Source organism: Pseudomonas brassicacearum, from assembly GCF_000585995.1.
Lineage (GTDB): Bacteria > Pseudomonadota > Gammaproteobacteria > Pseudomonadales > Pseudomonadaceae > Aquipseudomonas > Aquipseudomonas brassicacearum_A.
In genome coordinates, this window is record NZ_CP007410.1 from 4,351,404 (window position 1) to 4,375,982 (window position 24,579).

Sequence of the window (24,579 nt, forward strand, 5' to 3'; positions counted from 1 at the left end):
CCTCACCGGCTAATATGAGGAACCTGCCATTCAGGTTTCTCATAGCTTGCCACTGCTGTTTCCAACAACGCTGCTCCGAACTCAACCCGGAGCAGTTCTATGCGTCTCTTTCTCTGCGAGAAACCCTCCCAAGGTCGTGACATCGCCAAGGTTCTCGGAGCCAGCCGACGTGGCGATGGTTGCTTGATCGGACGCGAGACAACCGTCACCTGGTGTATCGGTCACCTGCTGGAAACGGCCCCACCTGAAGCCTATGGCTATCAATACAAAACCTGGTCGTTGGATCATCTACCGATCATTCCCGCGCAGTGGAGAGTTGAGGTCAAACCCAAGACTGTCGCGCAGTTCAAAATCATCAAACAGCTGCTCAGCGAAGCTACCACCGTCGTCATCGCCACCGACGCCGATCGCGAAGGTGAAATGATTGCCCGCGAGTTGCTGGAGCTCTGCAACTATCGTGGTTCTGTTGAGCGCCTCTGGTTATCCGCACTCAATGAGGCGTCGATTCGCAAGGCATTGTCCTCGCTGAAGTCAAGCGATGAGACCCTCACGCTGTATCACTCAGCCCTCGCCCGCAGCCGCGCCGATTGGCTAATTGGTATGAACCTCAGTCGTTTGTTTACCCTCCTGGGACGGCGGGCGGGTTATGACGGCGTACTGTCGGTTGGACGCGTCCAAACGCCCACTTTGCGCTTGGTGGTTGATCGAGATCGTGCGATTGCCAGCTTCGTCTCGGTGCCGTACTGGGTGGTGAATGCGCACCTGTCCTCAATGGGGCAACAACCATTCATCGCATCGTGGATACCACCAAGCTCAGGACGTGACGAAGCCGGTCGCTGCCTGCAGCAGGCGCTCGCAAGTCAAGCCCTCCAAGCGATTTCTAGCAGCAAGACCGCCACCGTAGTCTCGCTGCGGACTGAGCATTTGCACGAAGCGCCACCCCTGCCCTTCGACCTGAGCACACTGCAAGAAGTCTGCTCACGCAAGCTGGGAATCGGCGCTCAGGAAACCCTGAACATCGCCCAAGCCTTGTATGAAACCCACAAAGCCACCAGCTATCCGCGCAGCGATTGCCGTTATTTGCCAGAGAGCATGTTCAACGAGGTAGCCGCGGTATTCGATGCCCTGCTTAGAATGGATCCCGCGTTACGCCCAGCGCTCGGAGGCATCGATCGATCATTGCGCTCACGAGCATGGAACGATGCCAAGATCACCGCGCACCACGCCATCATCCCCACCACCGAGCCGGCGAACCTTGGGCGGATGTCTGAACAAGAGCGCCAAGTCTACGAACTGATTCGTAGCCACTACCTCGCGCAATTCCTGCCGCATCACGAGTTTGATCGAACCGAGGTCGAACTGGAGTGCGGCGCCGAGCGTTTGACTGCTGTTGGCAAACAGATCCTCGTCCAAGGCTGGAAAGGCTTACTCTCCGACAACCCCGACGACGATGAACCTAGTCAAAAGTCCCAGGTGTTGCCCGCCCTACAACAGGGTAGGCAGTGCGCAGTGGACGACGTTGAACTCAAATCCATGCGCACCGTTGCGCCCAAATCGCTCACCGAGGGCGATCTGATCAAGGCGATGAAAAACGTCGCCAAGCTGGTCAACGACCCGCGCCTTAAACAGAAACTTCGGGATACTACCGGTATCGGCACGGAAGCCACGCGAGCCGGCATCATCAAGGGCTTGATTGATCGCGGTTACTTGCTGAAGAAAAAACGTGCCTTAATGGCCTCCGCAACGGCCCATACGCTGATCGAAGCGGTACCCGCTGCAGTCGCGGATCCGGGTATGACAGCGATCTGGGAGCAAGCTCTGGATGAAATCGAAGCGGGACGTCTGACCTTGGATGCATTCGTCGCCAAACAGGCGAACTGGATTACGCAGTTGGTCGAGCACTACGGAGCGCTCACCTTGTCGGTAGCGGTCGAAGCCGGACCGCACTGCCCCATTTGCAACGCCTCAATGCTTAGGCGGAAGGGAAAATCAGGACCGTTTTGGTCATGCTCCCACTACCCGGACTGCAAAGGCACTGTGCCGATCAGCAAAGGGCCGCGTCGGCCATGACGCACCGTTGGTGATCACATGAATCTTTGGGGGCTGATGTACGGGTCAGTGCATCATCAACGGCAGTTGATCCTTCTCCAAGTCGCTTAGCGGTTGTCCGATTTCACGGGCCAACGCGATGCCTGTCGCGATCCATATCTGCCCCAGTTCGTTGAAAGCTTTCAGGTGAGCAGGATCTTCGTTGAGCCAATGAACAAGGCGGTCGAGGTGTTCGGGGTTATCAGGGCAGTCATGGATCTTGATGAACAGCTCCAGTGTTCGATCCCAGATCAGGTCCATGACGTTCTCGCGCTGCTCATCCATGCTCAACCTTTCCTCCGTTTGGCCCTATCAGACCGCTCAGTCTTGCTGGTCGCTTCGGCCTCTGATTCCTGGAGGAATAGATGTCACGTCGCGACAAACAGCTATTTCAGTCAATATAACAACCCTAAAAGTCGATACTCAACCGTTAAGGATGTTCATGTCAATGGGTCTTTGCTCAACCATTCGGGTTGAATTGGAGAACTCATCACTTGGCACATAAACATCCAACCCAAGCCCAAATCGGACGCATGATCGCGAAGCACCGCACCCAGCGTAATCTGACCCAGGAAGAGGTGGCTGAACGCCTGGGGATCGGCAGCGAAGCCATTTCGCGTCTTGAGCGGGGTGTAGTGGAGCTTTCCGTGGTCAAGCTGATGCAACTAGCGGACATCTTCGACTGCCGGATGGATGAACTGCTGACGGAGTCGAGCAATCGTCCCAATGACCAGGGCCAGATGATCGCGGGTCTGCTGAACGGCCTTCAAGAAAGCGACCGTGCCTTTGTCCTGGCTACCGTCCAGCAATTGGCTGCTCATCTCGCCAACAAATAAGCTCATTCACTCGTATTCGATCTAGAGGACTTGAGGGTTGCCCTCTGTCTTGACGTCATCCTTCCCTCTCTGCTGTAGTGCCTGTCGGATCACCGCCAACGGCGGCCCAAGACCGATGCGCTCCGGGTAGCTCGGTCGGACTCTTCGAGTTCGGAGCCTTCTCTTCTGCGGAATTTCATTCCTGTTTGTGCTCGACCTGATCGTGGTGGCGGATGACCACTGTTGCCTCTGCCAGGCAATAGCGGTCATCCGCTTCGGCGATCGTATTCAGGCCCGGAGCCCGCCGGGGAAACACTGGGCACCCTTTGTGCGCGGATGCGTGCCAGCATGTTCCGACCCAGGCCACGACAAGGGTCGGTTGGTGAATCATGGTGCAGTCAAGCCAAGTATTGCGAGGCGCTTGCCGATTGCGTCAGACAACTAAAGGTGGCTTTTCTCTTCCTAGCCTGGCACCCCGCCAGGCCCGCTCTTCGATTTCTTCAGTCCAGTGACTACCACTGTATTCCGGCCATAAAAAATCGGCTTACGGCGTCTTGACGCTCCCCTATGACAGGCTTATACAAAGGGTGTGGTTCGCTGTCATTGACAGCTCAGCCCAGGTAGCTTGAACCTTCAAGGCTACGCCACGCTTGTGGTGGTTTACCCAAGTGCGATCAGCGTTCGGAGGCTCGCACGATTGCCGCTTCAGCGGCGATGAATGCCTACTACCCCAAGCCCGCAAACCACTGCCGCGGACTCTCTTCTGCTGCACCGCTATTCCTCAGGCGCATCGTTCTGTTTGTCATCGGCTTGCCGGTGTCGTGTCGTCATCGCTTGCCTTCACCTTACCCACCCTGACGGGACTCACTTCCCCGTCAGGGGTTGTGCGTCGCCGTTTTCCCTTGAAAGGAGAACCACCATGGCCCACGCCAACCAATCCCAAGAAGCGACCTCTTACTTCAATCTGCACACCGCCGGTATCGGCTACCTCAACCGTGTTCGTGAAGTACAAGTCCGCCGCGGGCAGCCATTCATGGCGTGCGATATCGCAGCCCTGCATGGTGCCACCGATGCGGTGGAGTACACCCGCTTCGACTGCAAAGTCGCTGGGGGCGAAGCTGAACGCTTGATTCGTCTCTATATGGACGCCGTCAAAGCCGAGAAAAAGGTCTTGCTGTCGTTCCGTATCGGCGATCTGTGGATCGACCCGTTTCTCTATGAGAAAGGCAATAAACAAGGCCAACCGGGCGCCAGCCTGAAAGGTCGTCTGCTGTACATCGACTGGATCAAGGTCAACGGCACGTTCGAGTACAAGGCGCCCGCCAGGCAGGAGGCAACAGCACCTGCTGAGCAAGCGCCAAACGGTGAGCCATCCCCAACGTCGGCTGATGCCGAAGCTGAGGATACCGAAAACCCAACAGAGTCCAGGACTGAACCTGAATCTCCACCCACTCCCCGCACGGCCCGCCGTGTCGCCACACGTACTGTTCAGTCCGCCTGAACAATTCACGATGTTTTACATCAAGGCGCTCAATCGAGCGCCTTTTCTTCAGTCAGCACAGGAGAACCAACATGAAATCCTTCTGGCTTTGCGACGACTGCCTGTTCGCTGCGGCTTACGAGGACTACAGCACGTTATCGCTCTACTACACGACGGATGAGATCGAGAAACGCATCGCCGGTCTCCATCAGGAACTGGTTCGATTAATGCCCATCAGTGCCGACTTCGATCCCGAAACCGGCCGGGGGATAAGAACCTTCTCCCCATTGCCCTGCGACGGTTGTGATTCACACCTGCCCGGACAACGCCACCGATTCACTCGGCTTTAAACAGCGCGTCATCGGGCAATGCCCGTGACTCTATATGCACCTCGGGGACACCACTCCCCTTGGGTGTGTACCCCGGATTGTTCCCTTCGGAGGTACCCCATGAGCACCCAACTCACGCTGATTGAAACCTCGGATGTCGAGGCTGATCGCATTGCCCAAGAAAACCAGCTGATCGAAGAAGCGCTGCATATTCTGGATCGTCGACTGTTCACCCGCGGCCCCGGCCTGACGTCACCCGACACCGTGGCCTCATACCTAAAACTGCATATTGCGCCACAAGAGCATGAAGTCTTCGGCGTGATTTTTCTCGACGCCCGCCATCGCGTTCTGGCATTCGAGATCCTCTTTCACGGGAGTATCGATGGCGCCAGTGTTTACCCCCGCCAAGTTGTCAAGCGCTCCCTGGCACATAACGCAGCAGCTGCCATTGTCGTTCATAACCACCCCTCCGGTTGCACGGAACCCAGCCTGGCGGATCGCGCCTTGACCGAACGGTTGAAAGAGGCCTTGGACTTGATCGAAGTGCGCGTATTGGATCACTTCATCGTAGGCGAAGGTCGTCCTCTCTCCCTCGCCGAGCATGGCTGGCTTTAACCCTCAATAGGCGTCTTCGGACGCCTTGTTCATTTCCTTCTGGAGAACCCAATTCATGAACCCTTCACCCCAACTCCCAGCTCTGCTGGAAACCTCAAACCCATTTGCTCGCGGCTACGACAACTTGCATATCGAACGACTGCTACAGATCACCTACGCAAATGACTGCCCTCCCTGCTTTCGCTCCGTAGACGACGCACAATCCCATCTGCCCGACGATGCGTTAGAACAGTTTCCCTGCGTGTTCAATGATGACTTCGCTCTGATCAGCGAGGGTCAGCCCATTCCGGATGAATTGGATGAACGCTTCCAGTCAACCGGGCTGGTGCGGCAAGTGATCTATGCCGTGACGGGCGAGATGCTCAACGAGCGACATCACGTCGGTGACCTGTACTCCCTGGAAGAAGCCCAAGCCACGATCCATCGTTTGAGCTTCGAAACGGGCCACTACAGTCGAGCCTGGGAGATCAGTACCACACACCTCACTGACGAAGCACTGCGCTACTTGGAAAACCGGGTTGGCAATTTCGACTCCAAGCCAACCGGACTGCTGTTTGAACCTTTTGCCCTGCCAGACTGCAATGGCGTCGGGTGTAAGCTGATCGGCACGCCCTGGACCGACGATAACTTGGTGAAGATCGAGGGCGCTCCTTACTCGTCGCTTAGGCAAGATCAGCTCGACGCCGGTACGCCGGAGGCCTTGGTCAACGTGCTGTATCTGGCGGCATTGGCGGATGTGCGATTGTTGATCTTTGACCCCGACGCTAGCGTTTTGGATGGGCTAGCCATTTATGACGAAATAGCAACGCGTTCAACTTAAACACGACCCGTCTTGAATCAACTTACTCACTGAATCGCTCCTTCACCTCATGTCAAGTTCTGCACTGAATCTGACATGAGGTTTTTTCCATGGAGCGTTTTTTCACGCCTGTCTGCCTGCTGGGTTTGTTGAGCGCCTGCACGGCGCAGATCCCTAATACATTGCCGACCCATCCGGAGGTCGACAGTGGCTCCAATCGGGTCCAGCGCTCGAAGGACGCAGTTGAAGAAAGCCCTCGGGCAGAACTCCGCTATGGCCGCTATACGCTGGTTAGCACCGAGCCCACGACAGAGCAACGTGATCTTCTGGCTCAAATCATTGACGTGAGCATTCCGTCCAACCTAAATCCCTCGGTACAGGAGGCGATGCACTACGTGCTGCAGCGCTCAGGCTATTCGCTCTGCCCTGCTGCCAAACCAGTAAAGATACTATTTACCCGGCCTCTGCCCGCCGCCCATTACCGGCTCGGCCCGATTTCATTAAGCAACGCTCTACAAGTACTGGCTGGCCCCGCCTGGCAACTCACGATCGATGAGGTCAGCCGTTCGGTCTGCTTCGAACGGCAAAAAAATGATGCTGCCGTCGTGCGGGTCGCACCCAGCGTGCCCCATCAGCCGGAGGCACGCCCATGAAAGCCTCGACGTTTCAAACCCTCATTGTCGGCTCACTTTGCCTGGCGGTCTCCGGGCTGAGTGGTGGTTTGTATAACCAGTATCAACGCGTGACCGAGCTGGAAAATGCGAACGCCCAACGCGTACAGACCCTGGATACCCTGCAACGTGATTCAAGCACCCTCTTGGATGCACAGGAGAAGCTGCAGTACGCACTGAAAGACCTGAAGCAGATGGTCGACTCCGGTGAGCAACAGGCCAATACCCTCGATCCGATGTTGGATCAATGGGCGCAGGAGATACAGGAATTGCGCGATGGTCTGGCAGCCCGTGCTACCGAAGTCGACATGATCGCGCTACGCGCACGACTTGAGCACGTCGAGCAGCAACTCCTGGACCTCAAGAGCCAGCCACCACTCCCACCACCGACGCCTTCCACGGCCAAGCCGAAAAAAACCGCTCGCGCCAAACCTGCCCCGCTCTCACCGCCATTCTCAATGCTGGGTGTTGAATCTCGCGGTGGCGAGCGTTTTCTGGCCGTCTCACCTCCTGATAGTCGCTCGCTCACAGATATCCGGTTGCTGCACAACGGCGAGCAGCTCGGCACATGGCAGCTGAAGGCGCTGGAGCCGAACGCGGCCATCTTCACGGTGCCCACTCAGCCAGACCAGACCGTGCAACTCCCTTGAGAAACGATCATGAACAGAGCGCTACTGTCCCCTGTCGTCTGTCTCGTTTCATTGCTTAGCACGGGCGCTGCGATGGGTAACCCTGTCACGACACCGTCACGGACCCAGGACACGCAGCCTGCTCCGCTGGAGCGTTCGCACTCAGAACAGGCGGCAAGCTGGGGTCTGACGGAGCAGGAGTGGACACGCTTCAAACAGATCCAAGCCGGCCCGCGTGGTTACTGGAGCCCGAATCTCGATCCGCTGACTGCACTCGGCGTCGAGGCGGAGACCGACCAAGAGCGTCAGCGCTATGCGGAGTTGCAGGTAGCGCTGGAAGCCAAACGCGCCGAACGCGAGTTGGCCTACCAAAACGCTTACACCGCGGCCTGGGCCAAGCTGTTCCCCGGGCTGCTGCCGATCCAGGGTATGGCATCCCCGTCCCCTGCCAACTCATCGGTAGAGCCGCGCCAAGCTCTGTTTGTCGAGGACCATTGCCCAGCGTGCACCGCTGAAGCGCAGCGTCTGCAAAGCAGTGATACGGCGTTTGATATTTACATGGTGGGCAGCCAGGGCGAGGATGAACGCGTCCGTCGCTGGGCTCGGCAAGCGGACATCGATCCGGCCAAGGTTCAGCGCCGGCAGATTACCCTGAACCATGACCGAGGTCGCTGGTTCAGCCTGGGTGCTGCGGGGCCATTGCCCGCCACATTTCAACAGGTGAACGGACAATGGCAACGCTTAGACTGAGTGGACTTGCGCTCATGCTGACGATGCTCGCAGCCCAGGCTGACGAACTTCCGCCGCCTGCCTATCAACTAGCGGCGCATGACGCCAGCATCCCTTCAAAGGTGCTGTTCGCGATTGCGCTGCAGGAGAGTGGTATCCGCGTCCGTGATCAACTGCTGCCCTGGCCCTGGACCCTGAACATCGCAGGAATACCTTACCGATTCGCCACCCGAGCGGCCGCCTGTCACGCCTTGCTTCAAGCACTCGTCCGACATGACGCCAAGCGGGTTGATGTCGGTCTTGGACAAACCAACCTGGGTTACCACGGACAACGTTTTCCCAACCCTTGCGAAGCCCTCGATCCCTACCGAAATCTCGCCGTGACTGCCGCGCTGTTGCAGGAGCATCACGCCGCTACCGGTGATTGGGTGTCAGCTGCCGGCCGATATCACCGCCCGGCAGGAGGAACGCCGGCCGCGCGTTACCGCGCCGGCTTTTCCCGCCAACTCGAACGACTGCAGGTTTCCTTCAAACAGGGCACACCACCATGAAGCGAATACCCCTTATCTGCTATTTCATCCTGCTCTTGGCTACTTTCGCCCAGCCGGAACTGACCGTAGCCGAGGATCAGCCTAGCGACTTCACCCGCCTCCATTTTCAGGTCGCCAGGCCGCCAATAAACAACGAGATCCAGCCTAATCGGGCCATGCATGCGGACCTGTCCACTTTTGCCGATGAAGCCTGGATACTACCCGTCCGCAGCTCTCACTTGAGCCCCGGCCAAATCACGTCTCGCGCCCTGAACATGCCGGACTTACGGCCATTTTTCCTGGTAGGTGAGGATCCCCAGTCACTGGCTTGGTTGCGTCAACGCGCGACTGAACTGCAGGAAATGGGCGCGGCAGGTCTAGCGGTTGAAGTAACCGATACCGAAGCTTTGGCCCGAATTCGAGCAGCCGCTCCGGACATCACCATCCTGCCGGTCAACGGCAACGACATCGCCACCCGCCTGCAGATTGAGCACTACCCCGTCCTGATCACCGCCACCTCATTGGAACAGTGAGTCAGGTCATGGCCGAGCATGCGATGGAGTCCAAGCTCCGGCCAGCAGTGGAACTGTACACCGTAGCGATCTGCATCGCCGCCGCGGTGTTGTGCGTGTACTCGCCTTGGGCTGTGGCCCTCTCACCCGAGATCGGCCTGGCTGCGGCGCTGGCCTATACCCTGTTCGGCCTTATCCGCCTGCGACAAGCCTGGGAGGTGCTGCGCTATCGGCGCAATCTCCGCCGGCTGCCCCGCTACGAACTGACCAGCAAGCAGATTCCGGTCAGCCGTACGCGTTTGTTTATGGGTCGCGGCTTTCGCTGGACCCGCCTGCACACCCAGCGCTTGGTCGAGGCCCAGGATCCGGCGGTCGCCCACTATGTCGATCAACCGACCAGCTATCGCCTGGCCCGTGAACTCGAACGACGCCTGGAACATGCACCGTTTCCGCTCTCGACATTGGCCCAAGTCACGGCTTGGAACAGTGCCTTCAATCCGTTGCGCCCTTTGCCCCCGGTAGGTGGCTCGTCGCTGTTGCATGGGGTCGAGCCCGACGAAATGGAAGTCAGTCTGCCGCTGGGCGAACGGGTCGGACATACCCTAGTGCTGGGCACGACCCGTGTCGGCAAGACGCGACTCGCCGAGGTGTACATCACTCAGGACATTCACCGCATCGAACATGAGGTGGTCATCGTCTTCGATCCGAAGGGCGATGCCGACCTGCTCAAACGGATGTACGTCGAAGCCAAACGCGTCGGCCGGGAAAAGGAATTTTATGTTTTCCATCTGGGCTGGCCGGAGATCTCCGCTCGTTACAACGCCGTGGGGCGTTTCGGACGTATTTCCGAGGTGGCATCACGCATCGCCGGGCAGCTCAGTGGAGAAGGCAACTCGGCGGCCTTCCGTGAGTTCGCTTGGCGCTTCGTCAACATCATCGCCCGCGCCCTGATCGAGTTGGGCCGACGTCCGGACTACCTGCAGATTCAACGGCATGTGGTCAACATCGATGCATTGTTCATCGAGTACGCCCAGCAGTTTTTCGCCAGAACCGATCCGAAAGCGTGGGAAGTGATCGTACAGCTTGAAGGCAAGCTCACCGAGAAAAATATTCCCCGGCATATGGTGGGACGCGAAAAGCGCGTGGTGGCCATCGAGCAGTACCTGGCGGTGAAACGGGTATTTGATCCGGTTCTGGACGGGCTGCGTTCGGCGGTACGCTACGACCGTACTTACTTCGACAAAATCGTGGCCTCGCTACTGCCGCTGCTGGAGAAACTCACCACCGGCAAGACGGCACAGTTACTGGCTCCCAACTATACCGATCTGGACGATCCACGGCCGATCTTTGACTGGATGCAAGTCATCCGAAAACGCGGCATCGTGTATGTCGGCCTCGATGCGCTGACCGACGCAGAGGTCGCTGCCGCGGTGGGCAACTCCATGTTTGCCGATCTGGTCTCCGTGGCAGGACATATTTATAAACACGGCATCGACCATGGCCTGCCCCAATCCGGCAGCAGCGGTGACAAGCTGCCGATCAACCTGCACGCCGATGAGTTCAACGAGTTGATGGGCGATGAGTTCATTCCGCTGATCAACAAGGGTGGCGGTGCCGGCATTCAGGTGACGGCCTACACCCAGACCCTCAGCGACATCGAAGCGCGAATCGGTAACCGGGCCAAGGCCGGCCAGGTGATCGGCAATTTCAACACCCTGCAGATGCTACGCGTGCGTGAAACCGCTACCGCGGAGTTACTCACCAAGCAGTTGCCTATGGTGAATGTACTTACGAAAACGCTGGTGTCCGGTGCCACCGACACCTCCGATCCCGACGCCAACACAGACTTCACTTCGTCTTCGCAGGATCGCGTCAGCAGCACCAGCGTGCCGTTGATCGAGCCCGCTCACATCGTCAGCTTGCCCAAGGGGCAAATGTTCTCCTTCCAGGCCGGTGGGCAGCTCTGGAAAGTCCGCATGCCTTTGCCTAAGCCCTCCAACGATGATGCCATGCCTAAGGACCTACAGGAGCTTACCCAGCGGATGCGGGCCACCTATAACGAACAGGCGGGCCAATGGTGGAGCGCGAGCGGTGGCGGCCCAACAACCAACTTCGATCTGGATCAGGTGAGGTAGCCCGCCCCGCTACAGGTTTTGATTCAGCAATTACGTATTCGGCAGGCGCCGTGGCGGCATCGACTCAACGGTGCGCAATGGAGTAAACGATGGCGACTTCCTTACAGAACACGCCGCCACAACCGATCCAGCGCCCGGGACTAATCGTATTGGCGATTGGATTGGTTTTACGCATCATCAGTTTGCTGATCGCCTCGTTGCTGTTTTCGATCCTCATTGAGTTCGCCGGTTTGCTGCTGTTCTGGGGCGATCAGGGTTGGCGACACAGCCAGGTCATGCTGAATAGTGAACTGGGGTGGCTCAGCGAGCACTTCAAAGCTTCACTCATCCTCCAACAACCCGGGCGAAGGATTGTTCAAGTACTGGATTTTCTCAATCAATGGTTGCTGGTCAAGACTGGCTTTGCGGATTTCGCCCAGCAGGCACGAGTGGCGAGTCAGGGCAACGGTTTCTGGAGCAGGGTTAACCAGCTCTACGTGAGTATCGAGGACTTTGTACTAGCGGCGGTGTATGTCACCTTCACTTTCGTGGTGCGCCTGACCATTCTGGTTCTAGCCATACCCTTATTTCTGCTGGCCGTGGCCACTGGTTTTGTCGATGGATTGATGCGTCGTGACCTGCGAAAATTTGGCGCGGGGCGAGAAAGCAGCTTTGTCTATCATCGCGCTAAGCGAGCAGTGATACCCCTGCTGATCGTGCCCTGGATCATTTACCTGTCCCTGCCCTTTTCGCTCAATCCGATGGCCGTTTTTTTGCCTTGCGCGGTGTTGCTCGGAGTAACGACAGCTATCACCGCAGCGACGTTCAAAAAATATATTTAAGTGCAGCACAAGTGCTGATTTTTTATTTCAGTCGATACGATGACACGCGTGCTTGACGGCCGCAGCCCTCCTAGCTAAGCGTACCGCACATCTTGCGAGGCCACGACCTGATTGACCCCGTAACCGGTTCGAGCATCGGATGTGCTGATCAAGCGCTCGACGGCCTTTGCCAGATCAGGATTTACCGTTGCACTCTGGCTATCCCTGAAGTAGCGCATCACCGCCCCCGCCACGACATCCGCTATCTGCAGGCCAATGCCTTCGTGCGACTGCGCAAACGTGAAAGTAGCCATCTCTTCGAAAATAAAGTCCGAGTGTGGAGTGTATGGAACCTGCCTTTGGTCCTTCTGGGCTTCCACAGTCGCTTTCCCCAGATGCAGGATATCCTCGAGTTCCAACTGCTGATCGTGAACGATGTGGACACCTTGCAGATTCCGTCTGAAGTAGAGATTCAGGCGCGCGTAGATGTTGGCAAACGAGGTCAGATTGGGAAGCATCCAAACACGCTTGCTGCGCTTGTTGTGATCAGGTGGCGGAAGGAACTGGAGAAATGCGTCAGGATCCTGCTCCTTAAGTTCCAGATACTCGTTACGGGCATCTTCCACCATCATGACTACGCCTCGGGCAATATCTTTCTTCCCTGGGATGTCCAGAAGGCGCACGCCCAGATCCTGAAGCAATGAAAGAGACTGCAGCAGGTGCGCCTCAGAAGGCTCTAGGCAGGCTTGGACAAATGCGTCGAGCACCTGATCCGGAGCTTCAGCATTCAGAAAGTCCGCAACAGTATTCCTAAGGAAGGTCATGGGTGCACCTTCGGGGAACCCCATGCAAGATGGTAGCAACTGAAAACTCGTGATGTGCACGCAGATGAAATAGCGTTTATCCACGAGCTCGACAAACAGAGGCGCACCGATAGACTCCAGGTAGTCTATAACCTCCAAAACAAATTTGGGCTTGGCCATCAGAGACTTGGACTTAAGCTCACCAGGTGAAATCCTGTGCAATGCACGCAGCTCTTCGATTCGAGTGACAACTGCCGACTCGTCACTCACCCCCACCGCAGCCAGTACGAAGTACGGTTGCCCTTTGAAGTCGAAGCCGTCACCGCTGTTGACTATGTCACCGCTATGACCACTCTCGTCGAGGTAGAACGTCATGCTCAAGGTTGGTCTCCCCACATTGTAAAATGTCTCCAGGCCCTGCCACATCATGCGCGTGCCAGGATACGGCCCAGGGGACTATTGATTGCCGTGAAGGCGTCGATGACGCCATCTAGGACAAAGTCGAGCGCACGACCATAACCTTGATGCAATGTAGCCGTGTCGAAGTCTTGATCCTGCAACCTCTCGATCTTGCTCACGGCGTCATGGGCATCGGCAATGCGAAGATCGTAGGTGACGAACAGCATTGCAATGTCGCTGTTTTTCGCATTCCAGCCTTCTGGTTCATCCTTGCTTTTTAGTGCGTCCGATGCCTCGCAGTTTTCGTCGAACCTGGTCAGGATGTTCAGTAAGCACTGCAGAAGCTTTAGCTTCCCCAAAGTGGCGATCAACTTTCTCGGGACACCCATAGCTTCCAGAAGCTGTTTGAGGAAACCGTCGGGCAGCTTCTGCCAAATTTCATGGATGGATTTGCATCGAGCGAGAAAGGCCTGCTGGGTCATGTTCAAGGGCGCGAACTGAGCGAGTTTTGCAACCTGCGGATAATGTAGCCAGCCATCGGCTGCAACTTCTTCCCGTGAGAACCCGAGCAGTTCAACAGCCGGTTTTTCGATGCCCAGCGCGGTCCCAAGCCGAGAAAGGTTTTCTCCCAAGGACAGCATTTGCGTGAGGAACCGATCAACTTTGGAAACGATGTGTTCTTCAGTCAGGTCGCACTGTTTCACGATCGCAGGATCCAGGGCGTGGACATGAGCATGCAATGTTTCCCGCTCCGGGACGCCTTTGTACAGATCCCGTAAATCCACCTCGATTAGGTTTCGCCCGATTCTCCGGCACCCAGTGAAAGACCACTGCCCAAGATAAGATGGACTGCAATACCAGCCACCATGCGCGTCTACAGGTGTGCTTCCGTACAAGCTGTTTTGTTCATAACGTTCGAGAAATCTGTCGTCGAGATAGACCGTCGTATCATTTCTCATGATGTCATTGGCACTAGCGTGCGTAACCTTTCCAGCAACACCTGGCCAAGTCAGCCCATCAGCTGTCTGCTGAGGGCAGAGGTTGCAGGAAACTGCCACTACTGTCGCCCATACCTGGAGCAGTAAGCCGTTCTCTGTTTCCCGAAGATCGCCATCAAGCCAGCTCCCCGGCTCGCCAAGAGAATGAAAACGTTCCCCGTTCATCAGCTTGCGCAGTTGCGGGCTGTCTGCGAGCGTCGCCTGATAGAAGAAATGGCGAACGCCGCGTCCTCCCCTCAACCACAGATACTTGCGCAGATACTCGTTTGACATGAACCAATTAACATCCCGGGACGGCTTGAAGTGGTATTGCAGCGAAACCTCACCTTCAGCGACTCCGAACTCTGGAAGGCTCAAATCGTCGTAAACCAAACGCTGATGCTCATTGCCAATGCATCGTGGCGTTAAACCCAACGCCATCCATACCTTCTCGGCCAAGGTGTATGTGAAGAACAAGCTGCTGCCCCAGGAGGCAACGATGTAGTCATACCCGCTCACATTCGGTGTGAAGTCTTTCACGCCCCCTTTCTCACTTGGAGTCGGAACCCCGTGCGCCACCACACCCTGACTATGTAGAACGGGTATCGCGTTACCGTCATCGGGAACTACAGCCATCAACATATGAACCGTCTCGCGGTTCGACTCTGAGCGTTCGGTTTCCGTGAAACTACTCACCTCGACTCTCTGCAACGGATCAGTTCCCACTGGTTCTAGCAGTGAGCGCAACCGCTGCGGTAGCAGGTCGGTCGGAATAGGAAATCTCCCCACGTAATCAAACATCAGTCCTTCTCCTTGAGTGTCGCAAACAGCCTATCAGTCCACTCCCCGAAAAAGCGACTGATCACACCTCAAGTTTCTTAATGAACAATTCGACCTCTGACTTGATTCTTTTCCCAGATCAACATGGGCCAGCATCATGCCAACTACCGTCTTTCGCTGTTTACTACTCTCGCTGGCTATCGTCGATGGCAGCAGCTACGCCGCATCTGCTCATGAGCAGGATCAGCTCAGCCTCGTCCAGCAGCAACTCAACATTATCGAACGCCTTGCGACACGTACTGAGACAGCCAACAGGTCTGAACCCGACGAGCGCTATCGCTTCGACTATCCCCGCCTGATTCGGGACATCCAACGCATCCGTCATGGTGTGCAGGGCTACCTTTCCCCCTCTCGCGCTCAACCCCGCGATCCCACTGAACTGATCGGCGATTACCGCGTTGACACTCCGCCTGCGGAGCCTTTGCCATGAGCATGACTGACGCGCAGAGCTCAGCGTTCCAAAATGCCTCCGGCGTCTCGGCACAGAGCAGTTCGACACTGTGGCTGTCACTGGTTCTCGTCCTGGCTTTGCTTTGGTGTGCATGGGTGATCTGGAACGCTTACCGGGGATGGGCGGCCGGCAGTGTGCGCTTCGGCGCGTTTGGCGGCAGTACTGCCCGTGTCCTGCTCACCTTGCTGGTTTTGATGTTTTTTACCCTGTCCTAATCCAGGAGATCACCGCCATGCTCAAATGTTTTGCCCCTCTGAAAAACAACCTGTGTGATCGTGCCAGCCAGCGCTTGATCGGTCTGCTGCTAGTGCTCGGTCCAGGCCTGGCTTTTGCTGAACTACCGACCATGGAAGCTCCTTCCCGCGGCGAAGGAACCGGCCTGATCGAGACGATCAAAAACTATGCCTACGACGGCGGCATCCTGCTCGGCCTTCTGATCGCCCTGCTCGCCTTCTTAGGGGTGGCCTGGCATTCGTTGACCGTGTATGCCGACGTGCAAAACCAGCGCAAGACCTGGAAAGATCTCGGCGCGGTGGTCGGTATCGGCGCCCTGCTAGTGGTGATCATCATCTGGTTCCTGACCAAGGCTGCTGCAATTCTGTGAGGTTGGCATGAACGACACTATCGAACGCTTTGCCGACGGCACCTTGGTTTTTCTGCCCGAGCGACTCAATCGCAACCCTGCCGTACTGCGCGGTTTGACCAATGATGAGATCTGGGTAGCGCTGGGTACCGGCGCAGTCATCGGCCTGCTGCTGGGCGTTCCTCTGGCGACCGCCACCGCTTCCATTGCCGTAGCGCCGACCGGCATGATCGCAGGCATGGCCGTGGTGTTGTTGGCCGGTGGCACGCTTTTGCGTCGAGCCAAACGGGCCCGTCCCGAGACCTGGTTGTACCGCAAGATCGAATGGATACTGGCTAGCCGTTGGCGCTTGGGTCGCGGCAATCTGATTCTCCACTCCGGTGGCTGGACGGTCCGCCGTTCACGTCGGCTGCGTCCTGCCCTGTCCCGGTGGCAGCCATGAGCCGCTTTCGGAACAAGGTGGATGCCCAACAGGCCCATATCTTCAGCCTGCGCCTGGCGGTAATGATCCTTGCCCTGGTCTGTGCCGGGCTCTGGTACGGCTGGCGCTCAGCACCCACCGATCTGACCGTGCATGTACCACCGGATCTGCGCTCGGGCAGCACGCGCAAGTGGTGGGATATCCCTTCAGAGAATGTGTATGCCTTTGCCCTGTATATTTTTGGTCAGCTCAACCGCTGGCCCTCGGATGGCGAGCAGGACTATCGCCGCGCAATCTATGGCTTGCAGTCCTACCTTACACCCGCCTGCAAGGCCTTCCTCGACGGTGACTACGAGTACCGCAAGGCCGCTGGCGAGCTGCGCCAGCGGGTACGTGGCGTCTACGAAATTCTGGGCCGAGGCTATAGCGAAGATCCGGAACTCAGGGTCAAGCAACTCGATCGCGACAGCTGGCTGGTCAAACTCGACCTCAACGCCGATGAGTATTACGCCGCCGAACCGGTGAAACGGGTGGTGGTGCGTTATCCATTGCGTGTGGTGCGTTTTGATCTGGACCCCGAACGCAATAAGTGGGGGCTGGCACTGGATTGTTATCAGGGCACTCCGCAAAAGCTCTCCCTGCCTGGAGGTGAGCCATGAAGCGGATGTCTACACTGGGACTCACCGTCGCACTGATGCTATGGGGAGCGGCAACGCAGGCCGTCGAACTGATGCACTGGGAACGCCTCCCCCTCGCGGTCCCACTGGTGATCAATCAGGAGCGGGTGATCTTTGTCGATGAGGCTGTTCGCGTCGGTGTGCCCTCAACCCTGACGGGCAAGCTACGCGTGCAATCAGCCGGTGGCACGCTGTACCTGCGGGCGTCGGAAGCCATTGCACCGACCCGACTGCAACTGCAATCAGTCGCGACGGGCGAGATCATCCTGCTGGACATCGCGGCCACGCCTGGCGATCAACCGTTGGAGCCCGTGCGTATTCTCAAGAATGCTCAGGTGCAAGCTACCGAGGCTGAATCTAGCACCGCCCCTGTTCAAGAACGCACGCCGATCCCGGTCGCTTTGACGCGCTATGCCGCACAGAGTCTGTACGCGCCGTTGCGCACCGTGGAGTCCCTGCCCGGTGTACGCCGCGTCCCGCTCAAGCTGCGCACCGAACTGCCAAACCTGCTGCCGACCGAAAACGTGTCCGGCACACCCATCGCCGCCTGGCGACTCGGGGAGTACTGGGTGACGGCGGTGAAGTTGCGCAACCGTGGTTCAGTGACGGTGCAACTCGATCCGCGCCAGCTTCAGGCCAAGTTGTTCGCCGCGACCTTCCAACATGATTTCCTTGGGCCTATCGGCAGCCCTGAAGACGCCACGGTTGTCTATCTTGTCACCCACGGTGCCGGCCTCGAACGCGCCGTGCTGCCTCCGCCCATCGCGCGAGGTGCTGACGATGAAAGCTAACGCCTTGCTCAAATGGCTGGTACCGGCTGTGCTGCTCGGCGTGGTGTTCATCATCCTGAAATCTTGGGTCGCGGGTGGTACCACGCCTTCGCCAGAAAGTCCGACGGCTCAGGACAACCTCCAATTATCCGCCGAGCAGGCCAAGTCGCTCGGTATTGCGGGTGATACCCCACGCGACACGGTTGCCACCTTGGTCGGCCAGGTGAAGGCCATGCGCAGCGACATGCTCGGCCTGAAAAAACACAACGATTCGCTGCTGGCGGAGAACAACCGCCTTCGCGAGCGGGAAAGCAGCGTCGATTCGCGTATCCAGACGGCGCTTGGCAGCGTGACCCAGCAGGTCGACGAAGGCCGTCGCCAAGCCAACGAGGCCCGGCTCAAAGCGGAACAAGACAGTCGCCAGGCCCGTGGTTTGCTGACGCAATTGCAGGAACAGCTGTCGGGGCTGACCGGCAAAGGCAAGGAAATGCCGATCGGATTGGGGCTTGAGCCGGGCGACGGTGCTCAGTTCGAAGGGCAGCATTCTGCTAATGATGTACTGCAGTGGATTGAGCCCTCGGATGCTCTGCCCACCGATGCCCAGGACAAAACCAAAACCGCGTCCGCCCTGAGTCTGCCTGCTGCCTTCAACTCACTGGAGGATTTGAAGGACAATGCCATCGACCGCAGCCAGAAGCAGTTACGCGAGGTCACCAAGGGTGAACGTGACCTGACACGCTCCGCTGATCGTACCGAAGGCGCGAAGCCGGTCTACACCATTCCCGAAAACGCAACATTGATGGGTTCGGTCGCCATGACCGCGCTGATCGGCCGAGTCCCAGTCGACGGCACCGTGAATGATCCCTATCCCTTCAAAGTCTTAGTCGGCCCGGAGAACCTGACCGCCAACGGGATCGACCTGCCAGACGTCGCGGGTGCCGTAATGAGCGGCACGGCGTCCGGTGATTGGACCCTGTCGTGCGTACGCGGACAGGTCGAGTCGATCACTTTCGTATTCACAGACGGCACCATCCGCACGGTGCCTGAGCCGAAGGCGGTAGCCAGCCGCAATGCCTCCACCACCCAGAGCTCGAACACCGACAAGATTCGTGGCGGACTCGGTTACCTGTCCGATCCATATGGCATCCCGTGCATTGCCGGCGAACGCCGCTCAAACGCTCAACAGTACCTCGGCAGCCAGAGCTTGATCACTGCCGCCGGCGCCGGTGTGGCCGCCTTGCTCGGGGATGAGCAGAACAACAGCAGCGTGATCAGTTCGGGCGGCAGTACGCTTGGGGTCACCAGCAGCAGTGGCAATAGCGCGCTGAATTCAATTCTCAGTGGTGGGGTCAGCGACATTCGCGAGTGGATCAACAAACTGTATGGCGAGACCTTTGCTGCCGTGTACGTGCCACCGGCCGCCCAAGTCGCGCTGCACCTCGACCATGAAATTACTATCGACTACGAGCCCAAGGGCCGGAGCGTTCGCCATGAAAAAGACCACGTTTCTCTGCCTGACCTGGATTAGCGTGTTTTCCTTGGTCCTGACGGGGTGTTCCACCGATAAGGAGACGCTGCTGCCCCATGGCGAGCAAACCATGCTGGACATCTGGAACAACGCCGGTTCGCAAGGCACTCAGCAGCAACTGCTGGATGCTCGGCAGCAGTTACGCCGCCCGTTAGCCCCAGCAGATTTCTCGGTCTCCCTCCAAGAGCCGTATACGCGTACAGCGGCGAACGAGATCCACAATCTGTTCCCTCGCCTGCCCAATCCCGATCTGGTGCTGTACGTGTACCCGCACCTGAGTGGTACCGAGCAGGCACCGATCCCAGGTTACTCGACCGTCTTTCCGTTCTACCAACGGGTGCAGTACGCATTGCCGGGTGAACGTCAGGAAGACTTGTAGTGCGTACCGGCGATTCGGGCAGCCGCACTTCTGCGTGGAAAGCCTGGCGCCACCCATTGCGCCCTCGTGCCACCTTGGCCGATGAAGCTGCACTGTATGTACACAACCCCAGCTTCACCGATCATCTGCCTTGGGTCGAATACCTCGACACCGAGCAGTGTTTTCTACTGGATGACAATCGCTCGGTGGGGGCGGTGTTCGAGTTGCTGCCCATCGGCACTGAAGGGCGCGAACCCGATTGGCTTGTGACAGCCCGCGATGCCCTCGAAGACGCCCTGCAGGATAGCTTTGACGAACTGGACCAAGCGCCTTGGGTGGCGCAGTTTTTCTGCCAGGACGATAACGATTTCACCCCCTACCTGACGCGGCTCACCGATTATATTCAAGACAGCGCGCGAGGCACGGTCTTCACCGAAACGTTTTTGGAACTCAGTCGTCGTCATCTGAAGGCCATCGCCAAGCCGGGAGGTCTGTTCGAGGACAAGGCCGTCACGCGCCTACCCTGGCGCGGCAATAATCGACGGGTGCGCCTGGTGATCTATCGCTGGCTTGAGGATGGCATTGAGGAGACGGGACTTACCCCGGTGCAATCCCTGCAACAGGCTTGCGAACGTATCGTGGCTTCGTTGCAGGCATGCGGGGTGCAATCGGCGCGAGTCGATGGCCACGGTCTGTATGCTTGGTTGTTGCCCTGGTTCAATCCGGCGCCCAGGCTCACGGATGAAGCGCCCGAGGATTTCTACCAATGCGTGGCCTATCCGGAGTCAAGTGATGGCGAGTCGCTGGAGTTACCCTTCGATCACGACTTCGCCGAGCGGCTGTTTTTCAACGAACCGCGTTCGGATGTGCAACAGGGACTTTGGTACTTCGATGGACAACCCCATCGGGTCATGGTGGTGGACAAACTGCGGCGGCCTCCCTTGATTGGTCAACTCACTGGTGAAACTCGCAAGGGCGACGCGGTGAATGCGCTGTTCGACCAGTTACCCGAAGGCACGGTGATGAGTCTGACCCTGGTGGTCAAACCCCAAGATGTGCTCGAGGAGCAGCTGAACCGTCTGGCGCGCAAAGCCATCGGTGAAAACCTGGCCTCGACCCAGACCCGCCAGGATGTTGAAGAGGCTCGCGCGATCATCGGCCGTCAGCACAAGCTATACCGGGGCACCCTGGCATTTTACGTGCGCGGTCACGATGAACAGCAATTGCACCAGCGATCGGTCAGCCTGGCCAACGCGCTGTTGGGCGCGGGGCTGCAACCGGTACGTGAGGGTGATGAAGTCGCCGCGTGCAACAGTTACCTGCGTTGGCTGCCGATGACTTACAACCCGGCCCGCGACACACGCAACTGGTACACACGCCTGATGTTCGCTCAACACTTGGCAAATCTCGTTCCCATCTGGGGTCGCAGCACCGGCACCGGCCACCCGGGCATCACACTGTTCAATCGTGGTGGCTCGCCGTTGAGCTTTGATCCGTTGTCACGCCTAGACCGAGCCATGAACGGCCATCTGCTGTTATTCGGCCCGACCGGCGCCGGTAAGTCGGCCACCCTGGTCACCCTGCTGATGCAGGTCATGGCGGTGTACCGCCCTCGCCTGTTCATCGTTGAGGCCGGTAACTCATTCGGTTTACAGGGCGACTACTTCGCAACGCAAGGCCTGTCGGTCAACAAGGTCCAATTGAAACCTGGTACCGCGGTCAGCCTCGCCCCGTTCGCCGATGCCTGGCGCCTGGTCGAGCAGCCGGATCAGGTGGCGAGTCTATCGATCGATGAGTGGGACGATGAGGTGGTAACCAGTCGCGAAGACCAGCGCGATGTTCTCGGCGAACTGGAAATCACCGCCCGCCTGATGATCACCGGCGGCGAAGCCAAGGAAGAAGCGCGCCTGAGTCGAGCCGATCGCAGCTTGATTCGCGAGTGCATCCTAGATGCGGCACAGACTTGTGTCGCAGCGGAGCGCCAGGTACTGACCCGCGACGTGCGCGACGCGTTGCTGCGCGTCGCCGCCGACCCGCATTTGCCGGAGAAGCGTCGTGAGCGTGCCCAGGAAATGGGCGAGTCCATGGACCTGTTTTGCCAGGGTTTCGAGGGTGAACTGTTCGATCGTGAAGGCACGCCTTGGCCCGAGAGCGATGTGACCATTGTCGATCTGGCCACCTACGCTCGCGAAGGCTACGAGGCACAGATGTCCATCAGCTACATCAGCCTGATGAACACCGTGAATAACCTTGCCGAACGAGACCAGTACCTGGGCCGACCGATCATCATGGTCACCGACGAGGGCCATATCATCACCAAGAACCCGCTGCTGGCACCCTTCGTGGTCAAGGGCACGAAGATGTGGCGCAAGCTCGGCGCGTGGTTCTGGCTGGCGACGCAAAACCTTGCCGACTTCCCCACCGCCGCGCAGACCATGCTCAACATGATCGAATGGTGGATTTGCTTGAACATGCCGCCCGCGGAAATCGAAGAAATCGCACGGTTCAAGAAACTCACGCCGGCACAGAAAGCCTTGCTGCTCTCCGCCAGTAAGGAGCCGGGGAAATACACTGAGGGGGTCGTGCTATCGAAGAAGCTCGAGACGCTGTTTCGGGCCGTGCCGCCAAGTCTTTATCTCGCCCTGGCCATGACGGAGCCCGAGGAAAAAGCCGAACGCTGGACACTGATGCAGAGCACCGGCTGCTCGGAACTGGAGGCGGCTTACCGGGTAGCTGAACGGATCGATAGGATGCGAGGAATTAAGTGAAACGGAGCTGATCCTAGGTTTCGATCAACCCGGCAGCAAATCCTTGAAAACCTTCTCCACGTAGGCTTGCATGAACCAGTCAGGGATCTCATCAGCCCTGAATTCAAGGTCAGTCCCGTCTGTTACTTCAGCGAGCAGCACCAGATCAGCGCCGGAGTTATCAAAGATATAAGCCCGGTTCGAGGCTGCGATGGCTGCTGGCAATAGGTTCAGGCAACGACCGTAGCGCTGCACAATTTTTTCCGTGGGGACTGGGTGCCCACCTGCCGCGACACGGTTCTTGACCCTGTTGATATTGATGTCAGGATCTTCAGTGGCGACAAAGTAGAGGTAGGTTCGATATCCCGACGCTTTTGCCTTAAGCATAAAAGCGACTTTGTCCTCGCTAGACATCACCGTTTCGAAGGTGAAAGACAACTGGGCTTCAAGGAGCTTGTGCCGCATGAAATCAGAGAGCACGGAAGCAAAATAGGAATTCATCGCGACGGACTGGAAATTCAGGCCGTTATTGCTGAAGTCTATATTGGATGCCTCTTCAACGAGCTGGGTCGACCGAATCAGTCGGTGCGCCTTGATAAAGCCGAGAACCTCGTCGCCTTCGACTTCCAGTTGAAAATCGCTGAATTCCAGGCGTCCGCCCTCTTTGGCAGCCTTTTCGATTTCATCCGGGTTGATGTAGATCCCGATCAGGTGGGAAGGGACGGCACTTTTCATTGTGCTTTTACCGGAACCATTAGGGCCGGCAAACACCCTCAGCCGAGGGACGGTCATGAGCAGCGGTGCACCTTGATAATCCCGCCCAAGGTCACTTTATGCTTGGGCTTGGCCACTCGAATAACCTTGTGCTTACCGTCGGCAGTCGTCTCAACGAGCTTGCCGTCCATCACTTCCATCACGCTGCGTCCGGCCGCCAGCGCGTTGATATAGGCCGTATTGATCGCACCTTCAGCCATGGCTGGGATTTTACCCTCCAGTCGGCTCACCAGATCGTCACTCAACACTTGGTCGGCTTTCATATCGCGCTCCACGTTCTCAGAGCGTGCAGAATCTGCACTTATCAGAATCCTAGCTACGTAAATCTGTTTATCACAGACCAACGCCACTTCTGTCAGATCTCCATTCTAGAGGAATGGAGCCTGGAACCATACCTTCCAGTAAATTTTCCCGTGTAGGCCATATCGTCAGGGTTGGAGCCGCACGGCTACGGTGAAACGCCTTGAAGCCGTTGCTGAACTCTCAATAAAAATCCTGCTTCGAAAGCATCCTGAGATTCTCCTGCCGGACAAGTCTTCCGAGACTGCGCCAGTTCCCACCACAGTGGTACGTCACCGGGTGTATTAAGCCAGGCCTGGGCGCATTGCACGCCACGTTCGATCATAGGCGCAAATTCGCTGCCCCACGGTGTCAAAAGGCTCGGGCAGCCGTCCGCCGCCGGAATTGAAACGTAATTTTCGTCCATAGACACCTTAGCTTTCGATTATTTATTAATGCTCGGTCTGTTCTAAGCAGCATAGAAACAAAATTGACACTCGGCTTAAGCATCAAAAAAGCCCGAATCAGAGCCAATGTAGACTATATCCCGTGGATTGAGAGTCCCTCAAGGCGCAGTTTGCGCGCATGACTCAAGACTTCGAACAGCTCCGTCTGCAACTCGCGGAAAATATCCGCTCGATGCGACGCATGAAGAACCTTACCCAGGAGCAATTGGCGCTCATGGCCGAGGTGGATCGTACCTACGTGAGTCAAATCGAACGAGGGGTAGGCAACCCGTCGTTATTGGTCCTCTGCAAACTCGCCAACATTTTCGAGATCAAAACGGATCAGTTGCTCATCGAGTCTGACGCGCTTGCTCGTACGCTGAGCGCTGAATGA

Annotated in this window: 29 protein-coding genes; 23 read left to right on the forward strand and 6 right to left on the reverse strand. The window is 57.6% G+C overall.

What is annotated here, in order from left to right:
* Nucleotides 1-99 precede the first annotated feature (99 nt).
* On the forward strand, nt 100-2,070 hold the full coding sequence (locus tag CD58_RS18405; protein ID WP_025214466.1) for a DNA topoisomerase III: 1,971 nt from the start codon (nt 100-102) through the stop codon (nt 2,068-2,070).
* 45 nt (nt 2,071-2,115) lie between these two features.
* Here CD58_RS18405 and CD58_RS18410 read toward each other — a convergent pair whose 3' ends face one another.
* Complete coding sequence (locus CD58_RS18410; protein ID WP_025214467.1) at nt 2,116-2,373, reverse strand: hypothetical protein; 258 nt, start codon at nt 2,371-2,373, stop codon at nt 2,116-2,118.
* A gap of 209 nt (nt 2,374-2,582) precedes the next feature.
* Between CD58_RS18410 and CD58_RS18415 the strand changes: the two genes are divergently transcribed.
* The 12 genes from CD58_RS18415 to CD58_RS18470 all read left to right on the forward strand — a co-directional run bounded on the left by CD58_RS18415 (nt 2,583) and on the right by CD58_RS18470 (nt 12,153).
* On the forward strand, nt 2,583-2,924 hold the full coding sequence (locus CD58_RS18415; RefSeq protein ID WP_025214468.1) for a helix-turn-helix domain-containing protein: 342 nt from the start codon (nt 2,583-2,585) through the stop codon (nt 2,922-2,924).
* Nucleotides 2,925-3,822: 898 nt separating this feature from the next.
* Nucleotides 3,823-4,404 (forward strand): STY4534 family ICE replication protein, encoded by a 582-nt coding sequence (locus tag CD58_RS18420; RefSeq protein WP_025214469.1) that lies wholly within the window; start codon nt 3,823-3,825, stop codon nt 4,402-4,404.
* Nucleotides 4,405-4,475: 71 nt separating this feature from the next.
* Complete coding sequence (locus CD58_RS18425) at nt 4,476-4,733, forward strand: hypothetical protein (RefSeq protein ID WP_025214470.1); 258 nt, start codon at nt 4,476-4,478, stop codon at nt 4,731-4,733.
* A gap of 99 nt (nt 4,734-4,832) precedes the next feature.
* On the forward strand, nt 4,833-5,327 hold the full coding sequence (gene radC / locus CD58_RS18430; protein WP_025214471.1) for a RadC family protein: 495 nt from the start codon (nt 4,833-4,835) through the stop codon (nt 5,325-5,327).
* A 55-nt stretch (nt 5,328-5,382) separates the two neighbouring features.
* On the forward strand, nt 5,383-6,147 hold the full coding sequence (locus tag CD58_RS18435) for a hypothetical protein (RefSeq protein ID WP_025214472.1): 765 nt from the start codon (nt 5,383-5,385) through the stop codon (nt 6,145-6,147).
* Between the two features lie 89 nt (nt 6,148-6,236).
* Nucleotides 6,237-6,779 (forward strand): PilL N-terminal domain-containing protein, encoded by a 543-nt coding sequence (locus CD58_RS18440; RefSeq protein ID WP_025214473.1) that lies wholly within the window; start codon nt 6,237-6,239, stop codon nt 6,777-6,779.
* Nucleotides 6,776-7,447, forward strand: coding sequence for a chemotaxis protein (locus CD58_RS18445; RefSeq protein WP_025214474.1), 672 nt, complete (start codon nt 6,776-6,778; stop codon nt 7,445-7,447). Before CD58_RS18440 ends, CD58_RS18445 begins: the two co-directional genes overlap by 4 nt.
* 9 nt (nt 7,448-7,456) lie before the next feature.
* Nucleotides 7,457-8,176, forward strand: coding sequence for a TIGR03759 family integrating conjugative element protein (locus CD58_RS18450; protein WP_025214475.1), 720 nt, complete (start codon nt 7,457-7,459; stop codon nt 8,174-8,176).
* Nucleotides 8,158-8,706: a lytic transglycosylase gene (locus CD58_RS18455; RefSeq protein WP_038436691.1), complete on the forward strand. Its 549-nt coding sequence runs from the start codon at nt 8,158-8,160 to the stop codon at nt 8,704-8,706. The genes CD58_RS18450 and CD58_RS18455 overlap by 19 nt, the downstream gene beginning before the upstream one ends.
* Nucleotides 8,703-9,218 carry an integrating conjugative element protein gene (locus CD58_RS18460; RefSeq protein ID WP_025214477.1) on the forward strand — a complete coding sequence of 172 codons (516 nt, stop codon included), beginning with the start codon at nt 8,703-8,705 and terminating at the stop codon, nt 9,216-9,218. The genes CD58_RS18455 and CD58_RS18460 overlap by 4 nt, the downstream gene beginning before the upstream one ends.
* Nucleotides 9,219-9,226: 8 nt before the next feature.
* Nucleotides 9,227-11,332 carry a type IV conjugative transfer system coupling protein TraD gene (gene traD, locus CD58_RS18465; protein ID WP_025214478.1) on the forward strand — a complete coding sequence of 702 codons (2,106 nt, stop codon included), beginning with the start codon at nt 9,227-9,229 and terminating at the stop codon, nt 11,330-11,332.
* 89 nt (nt 11,333-11,421) lie between these two features.
* On the forward strand, nt 11,422-12,153 hold the full coding sequence (locus tag CD58_RS18470; protein WP_025214479.1) for a TIGR03747 family integrating conjugative element membrane protein: 732 nt from the start codon (nt 11,422-11,424) through the stop codon (nt 12,151-12,153).
* A gap of 74 nt (nt 12,154-12,227) precedes the next feature.
* Here the strand turns inward: CD58_RS18470 and CD58_RS18475 are convergent, their stop codons facing one another.
* Both CD58_RS18475 and CD58_RS18480 read right to left on the reverse strand, forming a co-directional pair.
* A complete protein-coding gene (locus tag CD58_RS18475; RefSeq protein ID WP_038436911.1) occupies nt 12,228-13,310 on the reverse strand; it encodes a DUF3800 domain-containing protein in 1,083 nt (360 codons plus the stop codon).
* A 50-nt stretch (nt 13,311-13,360) separates the two neighbouring features.
* On the reverse strand, nt 13,361-15,112 hold the full coding sequence (locus CD58_RS18480) for a hypothetical protein (protein ID WP_038436692.1): 1,752 nt from the start codon (nt 15,110-15,112) through the stop codon (nt 13,361-13,363).
* Between the two features lie 136 nt (nt 15,113-15,248).
* Here CD58_RS18480 and CD58_RS29400 point away from each other — a divergent pair, with 136 nt between their 5' ends.
* The 9 genes from CD58_RS29400 to CD58_RS18525 are packed head-to-tail and all read left to right on the forward strand — an operon-like array spanning nt 15,249 to nt 22,707.
* Nucleotides 15,249-15,581, forward strand: coding sequence for an RAQPRD family integrative conjugative element protein (locus CD58_RS29400; protein WP_080712582.1), 333 nt, complete (start codon nt 15,249-15,251; stop codon nt 15,579-15,581).
* The gene (locus CD58_RS18490) at nt 15,578-15,817 is read left to right on the forward strand and encodes a TIGR03758 family integrating conjugative element protein (RefSeq protein ID WP_025214483.1); all 240 of its coding nucleotides are present in this window, start codon (nt 15,578-15,580) and stop codon (nt 15,815-15,817) included. Before CD58_RS29400 ends, CD58_RS18490 begins: the two co-directional genes overlap by 4 nt.
* 17 nt (nt 15,818-15,834) lie before the next feature.
* Nucleotides 15,835-16,206, forward strand: a complete 372-nt coding sequence (locus tag CD58_RS18495) for a TIGR03745 family integrating conjugative element membrane protein (RefSeq protein WP_025214484.1) — start codon at nt 15,835-15,837, stop codon at nt 16,204-16,206.
* A gap of 7 nt (nt 16,207-16,213) precedes the next feature.
* Nucleotides 16,214-16,627, forward strand: a complete 414-nt coding sequence (locus tag CD58_RS18500) for a TIGR03750 family conjugal transfer protein (RefSeq protein ID WP_025214485.1) — start codon at nt 16,214-16,216, stop codon at nt 16,625-16,627.
* Nucleotides 16,624-17,265, forward strand: a complete 642-nt coding sequence (locus CD58_RS18505; RefSeq protein ID WP_025214486.1) for a PFL_4703 family integrating conjugative element protein — start codon at nt 16,624-16,626, stop codon at nt 17,263-17,265. The genes CD58_RS18500 and CD58_RS18505 overlap by 4 nt, the downstream gene beginning before the upstream one ends.
* A complete protein-coding gene (locus CD58_RS18510; protein ID WP_025214487.1) occupies nt 17,262-18,074 on the forward strand; it encodes a TIGR03749 family integrating conjugative element protein in 813 nt (270 codons plus the stop codon). Before CD58_RS18505 ends, CD58_RS18510 begins: the two co-directional genes overlap by 4 nt.
* Nucleotides 18,064-19,581, forward strand: coding sequence for a TIGR03752 family integrating conjugative element protein (locus tag CD58_RS18515; protein WP_025214488.1), 1,518 nt, complete (start codon nt 18,064-18,066; stop codon nt 19,579-19,581). Before CD58_RS18510 ends, CD58_RS18515 begins: the two co-directional genes overlap by 11 nt.
* Nucleotides 19,544-19,960, forward strand: a complete 417-nt coding sequence (locus CD58_RS18520; protein ID WP_025214489.1) for a TIGR03751 family conjugal transfer lipoprotein — start codon at nt 19,544-19,546, stop codon at nt 19,958-19,960. The genes CD58_RS18515 and CD58_RS18520 overlap by 38 nt, the downstream gene beginning before the upstream one ends.
* Nucleotides 19,960-22,707: a conjugative transfer ATPase gene (locus CD58_RS18525; protein ID WP_025214490.1), complete on the forward strand. Its 2,748-nt coding sequence runs from the start codon at nt 19,960-19,962 to the stop codon at nt 22,705-22,707. Before CD58_RS18520 ends, CD58_RS18525 begins: the two co-directional genes overlap by 1 nt.
* 24 nt (nt 22,708-22,731) lie before the next feature.
* On the opposite strand, the gene CD58_RS18530 is transcribed toward CD58_RS18525, so the two are convergent.
* The 3 genes from CD58_RS18530 to CD58_RS29405 form a co-directional block, all read right to left on the reverse strand.
* A complete protein-coding gene (locus CD58_RS18530; RefSeq protein ID WP_025214491.1) occupies nt 22,732-23,478 on the reverse strand; it encodes a zeta toxin family protein in 747 nt (248 codons plus the stop codon).
* Nucleotides 23,475-23,723, reverse strand: coding sequence for a hypothetical protein (locus CD58_RS18535; protein ID WP_017529804.1), 249 nt, complete (start codon nt 23,721-23,723; stop codon nt 23,475-23,477). Before CD58_RS18535 ends, CD58_RS18530 begins: the two co-directional genes overlap by 4 nt.
* A gap of 185 nt (nt 23,724-23,908) precedes the next feature.
* Nucleotides 23,909-24,166 carry a LasR-specific antiactivator QslA gene (locus CD58_RS29405; RefSeq protein WP_080712583.1) on the reverse strand — a complete coding sequence of 86 codons (258 nt, stop codon included), beginning with the start codon at nt 24,164-24,166 and terminating at the stop codon, nt 23,909-23,911.
* Between the two features lie 158 nt (nt 24,167-24,324).
* Here CD58_RS29405 and CD58_RS18540 point away from each other — a divergent pair, with 158 nt between their 5' ends.
* Nucleotides 24,325-24,579, forward strand: a complete 255-nt coding sequence (locus CD58_RS18540) for a helix-turn-helix domain-containing protein (RefSeq protein ID WP_025214492.1) — start codon at nt 24,325-24,327, stop codon at nt 24,577-24,579.